At 44.7% G+C, this 13589-nt stretch carries 12 protein-coding genes and 1 pseudogene; all 13 read right to left on the bottom strand.

The genetic code is table 11. The features are described 5' to 3' along the window. Nucleotides 1–2: 2 nt before the first annotated feature. Nucleotides 3–68: pseudogene (locus A6B41_RS11285) on the bottom strand (SMP-30/gluconolactonase/LRE family protein); the annotation flags it as partial. Nucleotides 69–91: 23 nt separating this feature from the next. Next, nucleotides 92–985 (bottom strand): SMP-30/gluconolactonase/LRE family protein, encoded by an 894-nt coding sequence (locus A6B41_RS00635; protein ID WP_027073479.1) that lies wholly within the window; start codon nucleotides 983–985, stop codon nucleotides 92–94. Nucleotides 986–1098: 113 nt separating this feature from the next. Next, nucleotides 1099–2208, bottom strand: a complete 1110-nt coding sequence (locus A6B41_RS00630; protein ID WP_027073480.1) for an ABC transporter substrate-binding protein — start codon at nucleotides 2206–2208, stop codon at nucleotides 1099–1101. 17 nt (nucleotides 2209–2225) lie between these two features. Then, the gene (locus A6B41_RS00625; RefSeq protein WP_027073481.1) at nucleotides 2226–3272 is read right to left on the bottom strand and encodes an ABC transporter permease; all 1047 of its coding nucleotides are present in this window, start codon (nucleotides 3270–3272) and stop codon (nucleotides 2226–2228) included. Between the two features lie 193 nt (nucleotides 3273–3465). Further along, nucleotides 3466–4950: a sugar ABC transporter ATP-binding protein gene (locus A6B41_RS00620; protein WP_209321705.1), complete on the bottom strand. Its 1485-nt coding sequence runs from the start codon at nucleotides 4948–4950 to the stop codon at nucleotides 3466–3468. A 183-nt stretch (nucleotides 4951–5133) separates the two neighbouring features. Next, nucleotides 5134–6117, bottom strand: a complete 984-nt coding sequence (locus A6B41_RS00615; RefSeq protein ID WP_027073483.1) for a TRAP transporter substrate-binding protein — start codon at nucleotides 6115–6117, stop codon at nucleotides 5134–5136. 80 nt (nucleotides 6118–6197) lie between these two features. Continuing rightward, complete coding sequence (locus A6B41_RS00610) at nucleotides 6198–7184, bottom strand: TRAP transporter substrate-binding protein (RefSeq protein WP_027073484.1); 987 nt, start codon at nucleotides 7182–7184, stop codon at nucleotides 6198–6200. A 94-nt stretch (nucleotides 7185–7278) separates the two neighbouring features. Continuing rightward, on the bottom strand, nucleotides 7279–8556 hold the full coding sequence (locus A6B41_RS00605) for a TRAP transporter large permease subunit (protein ID WP_027073485.1): 1278 nt from the start codon (nucleotides 8554–8556) through the stop codon (nucleotides 7279–7281). After that, nucleotides 8553–9035 carry a TRAP transporter small permease gene (locus A6B41_RS00600; protein WP_027073486.1) on the bottom strand — a complete coding sequence of 161 codons (483 nt, stop codon included), beginning with the start codon at nucleotides 9033–9035 and terminating at the stop codon, nucleotides 8553–8555. The genes A6B41_RS00605 and A6B41_RS00600 overlap by 4 nt, the downstream gene beginning before the upstream one ends. Nucleotides 9036–9043: 8 nt before the next feature. Next, nucleotides 9044–9505, bottom strand: coding sequence for a NanQ anomerase/TabA/YiaL family protein (locus tag A6B41_RS00595; RefSeq protein ID WP_027073487.1), 462 nt, complete (start codon nucleotides 9503–9505; stop codon nucleotides 9044–9046). 82 nt (nucleotides 9506–9587) lie between these two features. Continuing rightward, nucleotides 9588–10586, bottom strand: a complete 999-nt coding sequence (gene yiaK, locus A6B41_RS00590) for a 3-dehydro-L-gulonate 2-dehydrogenase (protein WP_027073488.1) — start codon at nucleotides 10584–10586, stop codon at nucleotides 9588–9590. Between the two features lie 276 nt (nucleotides 10587–10862). Next, the gene (gene trkA / locus A6B41_RS00585; RefSeq protein ID WP_027073489.1) at nucleotides 10863–12239 is read right to left on the bottom strand and encodes a Trk system potassium transporter TrkA; all 1377 of its coding nucleotides are present in this window, start codon (nucleotides 12237–12239) and stop codon (nucleotides 10863–10865) included. After that, nucleotides 12240–13568, bottom strand: coding sequence for a 16S rRNA (cytosine(967)-C(5))-methyltransferase RsmB (gene rsmB / locus A6B41_RS00580; RefSeq protein WP_032847116.1), 1329 nt, complete (start codon nucleotides 13566–13568; stop codon nucleotides 12240–12242). Between the last annotated feature and the right edge of the window lie 21 nt (nucleotides 13569–13589).

Here is a 13589-nt window from a genome sequence, read left to right as displayed (position 1 = left end):
CATTATGAGGACGAAGTTCGTCCGTTTTTGTAAAAAATTTCGAAAAAATAACCGCTTGTAGAGCGAAAATAGTTTGCCTTGCTATTCATTATTACGGCTGTATTGTTAAACGATAAACACTATTTGAACAAGTGATAAACAATGTTTGTTCATCATCACCGAAACTGCAATTTGAGGTCGGTTTACCAAGTACAAATCGCCCGAGTTCTGTACCGTCCGGCAGCAGGGCGATAATGCCCTCTTCGCACGAGCAGAAAATCACGCCGTTGCGTTTAATGCGGAAGCCGTCCGGAATGCCGGGGTTGATTTCTGCCACATCACGGCGGTTTTTCAATTTGTTGCCGTCCACATCGAACACCACTAAATGGTGCAAGCCGTCGCCGTCAAATTCCACGCTCGACATATCTGCCACATAGAGCTGTTTTTCGTCTGGCGAGAACGCCAAGCCGTTTGGTCGCATCGTGTTGAAGGTGGCGATGTTCAGTTTATCGGTTTTCGGGTCGTAACAATAGACGTAGCAGCCGATAATTTCGCTTGGCGATTGTTTGCCTTCGTTGTCAGACAAAATGCCGTACGGCGGATCGGTAAACCAAATTGTGCCCTCCGATTTAACCACCACATCATTCGGCGAGTTAAGGCGTTTGCCGTCTAATTTGCCGACTAAAAAACGGTACTCACCGCTTGGGGTGGTTAGGCTAATGCCACGGTTGCCATGTTCGCAAGTAATCAGGTTGTCGTTCGCATCAAAGGCATTACCGTTGGAAAAGTGCGACGGCTGGCGGAAAATTTGCGTGCCATCTTTTTCTGTCCAACGGTACATGGTGCAGCCTTTTACATCGCTGAAATAGAGTGCCTGTTGAGCCTTGCTCCACGCCGGGCCTTCAGCCCAGATGGCTTTATCAAAAAGTTCTTCGATTTCAAAAGTGTTGCCGACTAACTCTGCAAAACGAGGGTCGGAGATTTGGGGGATAAATTTATTGCTCATTTTTTATATTGAACTCCGTTTTTGATTCTGCCAAATCGAAGAAATGATTTCATTGTTCATTACAAGCGGTCAGATCTTACAAAAAATTGGCAAAATCCGACCGCTTGTTGGGGTTACTTCACACCCCAAATCGCTTTGTAAGCGTCTTTATACCCGTTTTGTGGGTCATAAAGGTTGTTTTCGCCGCCGTCAAACGCCACGTTCTCTTTGGTCACTAAGTGAGCCGGGGTCACATAGCCGGACGGTTTTTCTTTGGCAAACGCACGGTTTAATTCGTCCACTAACTGCCAGCCGTGTAGGTTCAACGGCTCCGGCACGGTCGCGAACTGTTTGTCGCCTGCACGGATACGTTGGTAAGCCGTGACCGAGCCGTCACCTGCCGAAATGCTGAGCGGTTTGTCTTTGTTGGCTGAGCGGAGAGACGGCGTCATAAAGTCGAAGTAGAGATCGTTAATCGCTAAGGCGTACTCTAAATCGTCACCGTATTTTTGCAATAAGCTGAAGGTTAAGTTCGGCATACGGCTTGAAGTGTCGGCAAGTGGGGTGTCGATAAACTCTAACACCTTACACTCTTTACATTTTTCGATCACATCTTTCATCACGTTCGCTTTGCGTAAGGCGATTTCATAGAGCGAGTCGGTTAAGATAATCGCTTTCGCTTTACCGTTAGACTCTGCCACCGCAAGCATTGCAGAAAGGCGAGCGATTTCATCAGAGTCAGACGTCACGTTGTAGAAAATGCCATATTTATCAATCGCACCCGGCTCAGGAGTCGCGTGCCACGCGGCTAAAATGATGCCATTTTTGGTTGCTTTTTGGAGTGGAATTTTCGCCACGTTCGGGTTCCAACCGCCAATCACAATCGCATCCGGTTTACGGGCAATCGCTTGGTTTAACGCAGCAAGTTGGTTATTTACTGTACCTGCACCGTCTAACACATCGAGTTTCCAGCCGGTTGCACCGACCGCTTCTTTCATTCCATCAATCACGCCGAGTACGCCGCCGTTTTTCATATCGGAAGCGATGAAAATCACGGTTTTGTCTTTTTGTAATTGTGGACCGGTGGTTGGGCCGTCCCATTTTTCTTGTTTAGCGGTGGCAGCGGCGACTAGCTGTTTTGCTTCTTGCACAAATGGATCTTCGTTTGCGAATGCGTGGCTTCCGAAAGCTACGGCGGTTAGCGTTGCGAGTGCGGTTAAGGTTGTACGAAATGTCTTTTTCATAATCAAATCCTCAAAGGTTAGTTGGTTGATTTTTTCTGTACAGCTTTTTGGTTTAACAAGCGTTTGCGTTGGGCATAGCCTGCGATAGTGATAGAGAGTAACAATGTCGCCCCGTTAAATAGCGGTTCAACCCAGAACGCTCCACCGAATTGTTGAATACCTGAAATCCCGATTGCCAGAATGGCGATACCGACCACCGTTCCCCATACGTTAATCCGCCCCGGGCGAATCGTAGTACTGCCTAAGAATGCCCCCACCAGAGCAGGCAGTAAGTAGTCCATCCCCACGCTTGCTTGACCCACACCTTGTTGTGCGGAGATCAGCACGCCGGTGAACGCAGTGATAACGCTCGAGACAATAAACGGCACGATGGTGTATTTTTTAATGTTAATCCCGTTTAAACGAGCGGCGGTTGGGTTACCACCAACGGCGTACATACAACGGCCGGTTGGGGTGTGTTCGGTCACTAACCACATCACGATAGCCACCGCCAACACATAGAATGCGGAAATCGGAATACCGAAAATCTCCTTGCTGTTTAAGGCGATAAATTCATCGGGTAAATCGCCCACAATTTGACGACCACCCGAGTGCCATAATGCCACCGCATACAGCACTGTGCCTGAACCGAGGGTTGCCACGAAGCTGTCGATGTCTGCCAAGGCAACTAAAATACCGTTTAGCAAGCCGTAAAGGGCAGCGATCACTAATACGATTAAAATCGCCATATACCAAGAGAAACCGTATTGCACTTGCAGGGTAATCACTAAAATGTGCCATAACACGATACCGAAACCAACGTTCAGGTCGATTTTACCGACGATCATTGTGGTAGTCGCAGCTAACGCAAGTAGGGCGATTTTCGATTTACTTTCCAAAATCGCATTTAAAGTCAGCATTGAGGCAAAAGATTCGGTGGTGAGTGAGAAGATAATCACCAATAATACGCACAGCCATAATAAGCCGTAGCGGGTGGACATTTGCGAGAACCACGCCATAAAGCCGTCACGAGCGAGAGAGACCGGTTGTTCTAACGCGGTGGATTTGATGTTTGTTTGAGCCATAGATTACTCCGTTGAAATTCTGTATTTTCCCCTCGCCCGCTTGCGGGAGAGGGAGGAGAAAGCCGTGAGGCTTTCGGAGGGAGAGGGGTTGCAATATTTTTAAGAAAAATGACCGCTTGTTTGCCCTCTCTCTGCTCAAAATAGCCTTACGCTATTTTGAGCTGTCTCTCTCCCGCAAGCGGGCGAGAGTAAGTTATTGTTGTTCCGACTGACTATCCGATGCCAACGCCAGTAAGTTTGCAAAGCTAACTTCTTCATTCAGCAGTTCGCCGGCAATTTCCCCCCGGTTGAACACCAATGCACGGTTACATAAGTGGGCGATCTCTTCAAAGTCGGTAGAAATCACGATAATTGCCACGCCTTCAGCAAGGGCTTTATTCAGCAAGTCGTAGATTTCTGCCCTTGCACCCACGTCCACGCCAGCTGTTGGGTCTTCCAAAATCAGGATTGGGGTGTTGAGGTGCATCCAACGGGCTAACACGATTTTCTGCTGGTTGCCACCGGATAAAGCACTGGCGTCAATAAACAGGTTTTTCGGGCGGATATCGAACAGTTGGAATTTGTACCAGCTTTCGCCCCACTCTTCACGCTTCGAGTAGCGTTTTAATGCCGAGCGACCGCTAAGAACAGGGTTGATGAATAAGTTTTCACTGGTGGTCATTGACATAAACACGCTTTCACGAGTACGGTCGCCCGCCACTAATGCCATGCCGTTGGCAATCGCCTCTTGCGGGTTTTTGGCGGAATATAACCGCTTGTCTAACTGAATTTCGCCTTTATCCAGTGTGCGTTCGCCAAACAGTAAGCGACCGATCTCTTCTTGGCCTGCACCACGAAGCCCTGCAAGTGCGATCATCTCACCTTTATGTAGGCGGAAATTCACCGGGCCAGTATCGCCGACTACCACGTTTTCGAGGCTTAAAATTTCAGGGGTGTCAGTAGGTAGATCAACACGCTGCTTGCCACGGCTCTCTTCGCCGACAATCGCTTTTACCAAGCCTTTCACATCGTACAGTTTGGTTTGCCCTTCGGCGACCGGGAAGCCGTCCCGCATCACCAAAATGCGGTCGGAAATGGCGATTACTTCGTCTAAACGGTGGGTCACGTAAATCATACCTACGCCCTGATCTCGCAAGCAGTTTAGCACCGTGAAAAGGTGTTCTACGTCGGAAGCAGGGAGGGAAGCCGTCGGTTCATCCAGCACCAAAATTTCCGCATTGACCGCTATTGCACGGGCAATCGCCAGTAGGGCTTTTTCGGTACGGCTTAAATCAAACACACGGGTGTCGGCAGAGAGTTTGATGCCGACAAAATCGAGGGCTTTTTGTGACTGCTCACGCACTTTCGCCCAGTCGATGAGACCGAAGCGACGAGGAAAACCCATCACAAATGCCATATTTTCGGCAATCGTCATCCACTCGATTAAGCCGAGATCTTGGTGGATAAAGGCAATCGGTTTTTTGTTGCCTTTTTCAAGGGCGTGTGCCGATTGGATTTTTTGGTTGTGGAAAAGAATGTCGCCCTCGTCGCGGTCGTAAATACCGGCGAGGATTTTAATCAATGTGGATTTACCCGCCCCGTTTTCACCGAGCAGGGCAACAATTTCACCCGAATGAATATTGAGGCTAACATCATTCACCGCGGTATGGCTGCCGAAGCGTTTGATGATGTGTTGCATACTTAAAATGGGTTGTGCCATTGTTCCTCCTGTGAGGAAGTTGTTTGTAAAAATTTTTACTTTTTTGACCGCTTGTACCCCACACGAGCCGTGTGAGGTTAGCTTAACCGAGCCACTTTGTGGCTCTAGCCCCATAGGAGCTTGGATTATAGGGCCTAGCAAGGCTCATGCTAGGTTATTTGATTACTTCGCCAACGCATCAATCGCTTTGACTAAATCATCTCCGTTTTTCTCGATAAATGCCTTTCGGGTTTCGTTAGAAACGGCATTTTTAAACGGTGTGGTATCGAGGTTATCGACAAATTCAATGCCGGCTTTTTTCAGCGAATCAATGATTTTTTGTTCATTCTCTAAATTAAGCTGGCGTTGATAGTTACCCGCTTCTTGAGCGGTTTCCACCAATACTTTTTGCTGCTCTGGCGATAACGCATCAAATTTCGCTTTATTCATCACCACAATTAACGGAGTGTAGCCGTGGTTGGTGAAGCTGAAATATTTTTGCACCTCGTATAGTTTGGCTGACCAGAAAATGCCGATTGGGTGTTCTTGTGCATCGACCGCTTTGGTTTCAAGGGCTGTGTAAAGCTCCGATAACGGCATTGGCACCGGGTTTGCCCCTAAGATGGAAAAGGCTTGAATGTACATTGGGTTTTGGTTGGTACGGATTTTTAAGCCTTTGATGTCTTCGGGTTTGGTGATCGGGTGTTTGGAGTTGGAAAACGCTCGGAAGCCGACCTCCCAAAAGGCTAAGCCTTTTAAGCCTTGTTCTTCAAGGGATTTTAATAAGCCTTGCCCGATTTCACCATCTAACGCTTTATAAGCGTGTTCACGATCTTTAAAAATAAACGGAATGTCGATCACATTTAATTTTGGCACCAAGCCGGTAAAATTAGATGAGCTGGACATCACCAAATCAATGGTGCCACCACGTACGCCGCTGATTGCGGTTTGGGCATTACCCAAGGTGCTGTCAGGGAAGAGGCTTAATTTAATGGATTTATTCGATTTTTCTTGTAATAAATCATTAAATTTTTTCGCCGCAATGTGTTGGGTGTCTGAACGAGGGGCTTCATAGGCAAAGCGGAAATTGCTTTCTGCTTGTGCGGTTGAGAATAGGGAAAAGCCGGCAACTAATGCTGCAAGGGTTTTGAGATTAAATACTTTCATAGGTTCTCCTACAATGACGTAGAGTCTATACAACAACTCCCCCCAAACCGGAGGGAGTTTTATGCTTAAATAAAGTCAAATTATTGAGCTAAAGCATCCACTTTTTTCAATAACTCATCGCCGTGTTTTTCAACGAACGCTTTACGCACTTCGGTTTCAATTGCTGCTTTAAACGGTGCGTTATCCACTTTTTCGATCACTTCGATGCCCGCTTTGCGTAATTTCTCGATGATCTCTTGCTCGTTTTTCACGTTCAGATCACGTTGGAATTGACCTGCTTCTTTCGCAGCTTCTAATAAAGCCGTTTGTAGTTCAGGTGCTAAGCCGTCGAATTTCGCTTTGTTCATCACTACGATTAACGGGGTGTAGCCGTGGTTGGTTAAGCTTAAGTGTTTTTGTACTTCGTATAATTTTGCCGACCAGAAAATGCCGATTGGGTGCTCTTGGGCATCAACCGCACGGGTTTCTAACGCAGTGTAAAGCTCAGAGAGTGGCATTGGCACCGGGTTGCCGCCTAACAAGTTGAACGCTTGAATGTACATTGGGTTTTGGTTGGTGCGGACTTTTAAGCCTTTAATGTCTTCCGGTTTGTTTACCGCGTGTTTAGAATTTGAGAAGGCACGGAAACCGACATCCCAGAACGCTAAACCTTTTAAGCCTTGAGCTTCTAAATCTTTTAATAAACCTTGACCGATTTCACCGTCTAACACTTTGTAAACATGTTCACGATCCTTGAAGATAAACGGAATGTCGATCACGTTTAATTTTGGCTCTAAGCCGGTGAAGTTTGGTGAGCCTGACATTTCGATATCAATCGTCCCGCCACGCACGCCGCTGATCATCGTTTGTGCGTTACCCAACGTGCTGTCCGGGAACAGTTTTAATTTGATTTCACCTTTGGTTTTTTCAGCTAATAACTCATCGAATTTTTTCGCTGCGATGTGTTGGCTGTCTGAGCGTGGTGCTTCATAACCGAAACGTAGTGAAGTTTCAGCCATAGCTGAAGAACTCATTACGGCAACGCCTGCGACTAATGCGGCTAAAGCTTTTAAGTTAAAAAGTTTCATAGGATTCTCCTGTGATAAACAAATTGTGGGGTGCAAGCGGTTTGTTTTTACAGATTTTTTGCAAATTTCAACCGCTTGCAGGGTTAAATCAAATTTACTGCATCCATTCCAACGGCACGAGTACGAGCGATGGGAAGAACACAAATAGCAACAGTAAGAAAATCATCATCATTAAGTAAGGGAATACCCCCTTAGCAGCCTGATCAAACGGCAGTTTTGATACCCCTGTAATCACGTTTAACACGTTGCCCACCGGCGGGGTAATTAAGCCGATTGAGGTATTTAAGATGAATAACACACCGAAGTACACCGGGTCGATACCTGCTTCTTCTACTAACGGCATCAATACCGGAGTAAGAATTAAGACCGTTGGGGTTAAGTCCATCACCATACCGATAATAAATACCGCCAGCATAATCACCAATAGTAAGGTGGTTGGGCTTTCAATTAACGGTTCTAATAATTCGGTGAGCATTGTTGGTAACTCTGCCACGGTGATTAACCAACCGGTTACATTCGCAGCTGCCACTAAGAACATTACCACTGCTGTCGTTTTCGCTGCAGCTAATACCACTTTGTATAAGTCTTTGAATTTCATTTCACGGTAAACGAACAGTGAAACAATCAAGGCATAGAATGTGGCCACTGCACCCGCTTCGGTTGGGGTAAACATACCTGAACGGAAACCACCGATGATGATTACAGGGAGTAACAACGCCCAAATACTGTTTTTAAACGAGATACATAACTCTTCTTTGGTTGCTTTGGAGAAGGTCATTAAATCTAAACGCTTCGCTTGCCACCACCATAACAGGGCTAAGAATATACCCATCATAATGCCCGGGAAAATACCGGCTAAGAACAGCTTGGTGATGGAAACACCGCTTGCCACACCAAATACGATAAACGGAATGCTTGGTGGAATAATCGGGGCGATGATCCCTGCTGTGCCGATTAAGCCGGCAGATTTATCAATCGGGTAACCTGTGGTTTTCATCATTGGTAACAACATTGCCGCTACCGCAGCCGTATCCGCCACCGCAGAACCGGAAAGGCTTGCCATAATCATCGCGGCAAGAATGGCCACGAAGCCTAAGCCACCCCGTTTGTGGCCCACTAATTTCATCGGTAAGTCGATAATCCGTTTAGACAAACCACCTTCGTTCATAATTTCACCGGCAAGAATGAAGAACGGAATCGCCATTAACGAGAAACTGTCTGCACCGCTGACGATTTGTTGGGCAAGAATTTGAGCATCAAACAGATCTAAGTGCAGCATTAATGCGACACCACAGACTAAAAGTGCAAATGCAACCGGAATGCCCAATAAAATCGAGCCAAGTAATACGGAAAGAAAAATTACAACAGTCATTTACTTTCTCCTTTCGCAATTACGCCAATGGTTGCAACAATGCGTACAATAATTAAGATACCGATTAATACACCTGCAACCGTGCTTGCAAGGAAAGTAATGCCTTGCGGTAAGCCCGAAATTGGGGCAAAGTTATTCAAGTTAAGATTAAATTGAATCCAGCTACCATCTACAATTAAGTAGCAGCAGAACAGCATCGCTAAATCAGTAAACACACTTAAAATGTTTCTACCAACCGGCGATAATTTGTCTGTCAGCATTGTTACTCTAACGTGCTGGTTTTCACTAAACGCCAATACCGCACCTAAGAAAGCAAGCCATACAAACATATAACGTGAAACTTCTTCTGTAACGTTAATACTGCTATTAAAGCCGTAACGTAACACAACATTGAGGAAAACCAAGATAGACATAGCGGATAAAATAATTACCACTAATGCTTCTAATGCTTTTCCAACTAATTGAGCAAAGGCTTTCATAAACTACCTCAAATTTCACTCATTTTAATTTTTACCACCACTTTGCGGATTTTTGCTTCTCCTGCAAAAATAGCTGTTCGGTGCGTATCTTCAGGGAAGAACACCGCAAAGTTGCCAGCCTCACAGCGGAATTCATTTTCATTTTGCACCGAAACATAAAATTGAATATCACGCTCAGAGTTATATTCCACCGCAATAGGGTTATTGCCTAAATCAATGGATGCCGCCATTAATTCCACACCTTTGTGTAAATATTGCACGTCTAAATAATTTCGATGCACTTCCGGCTGATAAGCGGATTTTTCTTTCGTTTCAAGATCTAACACTTGAACGTAAATATCACGCCCTTTGAGTTCGTAAACACCTGCTTCCATCGCATCAAAATCGGTATTTTTTAAATAATCCAATGCGAATTGAATCGCTTTTGGATATTGAGCAGGGTTGTAATTTGAAATATGACCGAAAAACATTTGTTGCTCCGTTCTGTTTTACCCCCACACGAGCCGTGTGGGGTTACTCATTACCCAGAGGCTCCGCCTCTGCTCTAAAATATTACAGCGATTGCAATTTCGCCCACACGGTATCATCTACCGGAATGCCGTTGGCTTTGTTGTCGGCAAGAATTTGCGTGAACTCGTGCCCCGGTAAACGCACCGCTACATCAGGGTCTGCACGCTCAGCGGTGCGAACGTAATCCATAATACGGTTAAGTTTTTCATCTTTAGTTTTGCCGTCAATCAGTCTATCGACTTCAATGGCAATAAACACCTGGGAAACGCAGTATTCATCATCTTTATCTTCGGTTACCGCAGCGGTGGATTCACCGTTAGAAAGCAGGGTTGCGATCATATCTAACACAATCGATAAGCCCGAACCTTTCCAGAAGCCCATTGGCATTAAGCGGCGGTTTTTCTCCACAGTTGCCGGATCACGAGTCGGGTTGCCCTCATCATCAAAACCGGCATCGACGAAGGTTTGGCGACCCGCTAAGCGGTGAACTTCAAGCATTCCGTAGGAGTACATTGAGCAAGACATATCGACCATGGTAATTGGTGTAGTTGGCACCGCAACAATTAACGGGTTAGTCCCAATACGGCACTCTTTCGCCCCCCAAGGTGGCATAACCGCTAAAGCGTTCGTCCAACAGATACCGATATAGCCTTTTTCTGCTGCTTGCCAACCGTAAGAACCGCCACGCATCCAGTGGTTTGCGTTACGCAATGCCACCACACCGATGCCGTTTTGCGAAGCCAGCTCCATCGCTCTGTCCATCATTTTTTTCGCAGTTAAGTTACCGATCGCTTGGTGTGCGTCCCACTGCTCAATTGCACCTAATGAAAGCACTTTGGTTGGTACTGCTTCAGGCACAATGTCGCCATTTTCTAACTGCTGAATAAAACGCGGGAAACGGTTTACCCCGTGAGAATAAGCACCGGCTTGGGTGGTGTCGGCAAAGACGGTTGCACACTCTTCAGCAATTTCTTCACGCACATTACGGGAAAGTAAAACGCGTTTAAACTGTGCTTTTAAATCTTCATAAGATACTCGAATAGTCATTTTGGATACCTCTAACACTTTGGATTTCAAATAGTAAAATTACGTTTCACAAGTTACTCCCTAGGCACTTCAAAGTCAATGAAAGTAAAAATATAAACTTCTTTTGAAATCAAATACTTATAAAATTTTTTGTAAATTTGAGAGGTAGATCACACTTTTGTAATTAATAAGATAGGCTGTTAGAAAAGCAAAAGAGGAGAAAATAAATAGCGGGATGTAGTCTAACAAGCGGTAAGTTTTTGATAAAAACTTACCAACTTTATTTGAGATTTATAAGAAGAACACACCTATCTGGAACAGTTTTTCAATTTCATCAATTTGTTTTTTATCATTTACAAAAATAATGACACGGTCATGTTCTTTAATAATAGTAGATTTATGGGCTATAATCACCTCCTCACCACGCACAATCGCACCAACAATTGCACCCTGTGGTAGTTTTAAATCTTTAATTTGACGGCCAACCACTTTAGAGGTTGTTTCATCACCGTGTGCGATGATCTCCACTCCACCGGCAACCCCTAATTTTAAAGAAGAAACTTGTAAAATATCCCCTTTTCGCACATAGCTTGCTAACGCAGAAATGGTAGCCTGTTGAGGAGAAATCGCAATATCAATTGTTCCGCCTTGAATAAGATGCAAATAGGCTAAACGTTGCACAAGGATAATCACTTTTTTCGCACCTAAACGCTTTGCCAATAATGCTGCCATAATATTAGATTCATCATCGCTGGTTACAGCAAGGAATAAATCAATATTCTCAATATGCTCTTCAAACAGCAATTCTTCATCGGAGGCATCACCGGTTAACACTAAAGTATTGGAGAGTTTTTCCGCTAATTTTTCCGCGAGTTTCGGGTTTCGCTCTATAATTTTTACCCTATATTGCTCTTCTAAATCTTGAGCTAAAGAAGAACCAATACTTCCTCCCCCTACAATCATAATACGCTTATGAGGTCGGTCTAAACGCTGTAACTCACTCATTACAGCCCGAATATGTTGGGTGGCACAGATAAAAAAGACCTCATCTCCAGCTTCAATAATAGTTGAGCCTTGCGGAAAAATCGGTTTATCTTGACGGAAAATAGAGACTATTCTTGCCTCAATATGAGGCAGGTGATCTTTTAATGCCGAAATCGGGTAGCCGACTAAAGGACCACCATAATAAGCTTTCACATTCACCAAGCTCACTAACTCATCGGCAAAATGTGCAATTTGTAACGCACCCGGGTAGTGGATTAAACGCAAAATATCTTTTTTCACCAAAATTTCAGGAGCAATAATATGGTCTATAGGCAAGACATCATCATTAAAAAGTTGATCTTTTTCCCGCACATAGTCTGCACTGCGAATACGGGCAATTTTGGTTGGCACATTAAATAAAGTGTAAGCCACTTGGCAGGCAATCATATTTACTTCATCACTATCGGTAACTGCTACTAAAAGATCAGCATCATTCGCCCCAGCCTCACGCAATACACGAGGCGATGCATATTCACCACGAATAACCTGTAAATCATGTTTATCTTTTAGCTTATCCAATCGTGCGGGGTCGTTATCAACCAAAACAATATCATTGTCCTCGCTCACTAAATTTTCTGCCAGCGTTGAGCCTACTTGCCCCGCCCCTAAAATGATAATTTTCATTTAATTTGCCACTTTTTGTAATTTTGCATAGAAGAAACCGTCTCCACCGTTTTCATGCGGAAAAAACTGTTTTTCTACTACTTTTTCACCGTTAAAGTCCATCTCTACCTGTTTAGCATCAGGATGAGATTGCATAAACCGCTTGATTTGCTCGCTGTTTTCATCAGGAAGTACAGAGCAAGTTGCATAAACTAAGATGCCCGTTGGTTTCAATCTTGCCCATAACGCCTCAAGAATATTTCGCTGTAATAGGGCTAATTCCGCAATATCATCTTCTTTACGCAGCCATTTAATATCAGGATGGCGGCGAATTACTCCGGTTGCCGAACAAGGTGCATCAAGTAAAATGCGATCAAACATCACATCATCTGCCAGCCATTCTTGTGGTTTTGAAGCATCTCCACAGATGACTTGTGCAGACTGCCCAAGTCGAGCTAAATTCTCACGCACGCGCTTTAAACGACTTTCTTCAATATCCAAAGCAATCACGTTTGCTTGCGGGGCTTTTTCTAAAATATGGGTAGTTTTACCACCCGGTGCAGCACAAGCATCTAAAATCGTTTCGCCGTTTTGAGCATCAAGTAGTTCTGCCGCCCATTGCGCATGAACATCTTGCACCGTTGCCCAGCCTTGTTCAAAATTCATAAGCTGATTTACTGCCACAGGTTTATCCAACAGTAACGCGCAATCAGGCGTACAAGCGGTAGAATTTTGCAAATTTTTTGCAACCACTTCCCCCAACAACACCGAATAATCTTTCGCTTTAATATGTTGTTGGTTTACTCGAATCCACATAGGAGGGCGTTGATTATTAGCTTCGATAATATCACGCCAATGAGGATAAGCTTTTTTTAGTTTATTCACCAACCATTCAGAATGCTGTGTCTGCCAATGCTTATCGACTTTCGCCAAAATTTCATCCTGCTCACGCAAAAAACGACGTAGCACACCATTGGTTAATGCTCGAAAACTATCCAGTTTTAATGCTTTGGTAGCATTCACCACTTCATCCACAGCAGCATGAGCCGGCACTCGCATATAAAGTAATTGATACAAGCCCACTAACAACAAACAATGCACCAAACGCGTTTTGCCTTTAAGCGGTTTTTCTAGCAATAATTTGATGATCGATTCCAAGCGGGGCAGCATTCGACATACCCCAAAAGTGATTTCTTGCACCAAGGGGAAATCTTTAGGGTCTAGCTTTTTTTGTGCTTCAGGGATTAAGGTAGAAAGCGATTTACCTTGGTCCAGCACTTGTAAAATAATGTTCGCACTAATAGCTCTAGGAGAAAGTGCACGAGAAGAAAGTTTTTTCGTTTTTGTCATAAATAAAAAATGCCATTCGAG

The organism is Mannheimia granulomatis, from assembly GCF_013377255.1.
In the GTDB taxonomy this organism is placed as follows: Bacteria; Pseudomonadota; Gammaproteobacteria; order Enterobacterales; family Pasteurellaceae; genus Mannheimia; species Mannheimia granulomatis.
The sequence above is the reverse complement of the archived record's forward strand: the minus strand, read 5'-3'. Positions and strand labels throughout refer to the sequence as shown.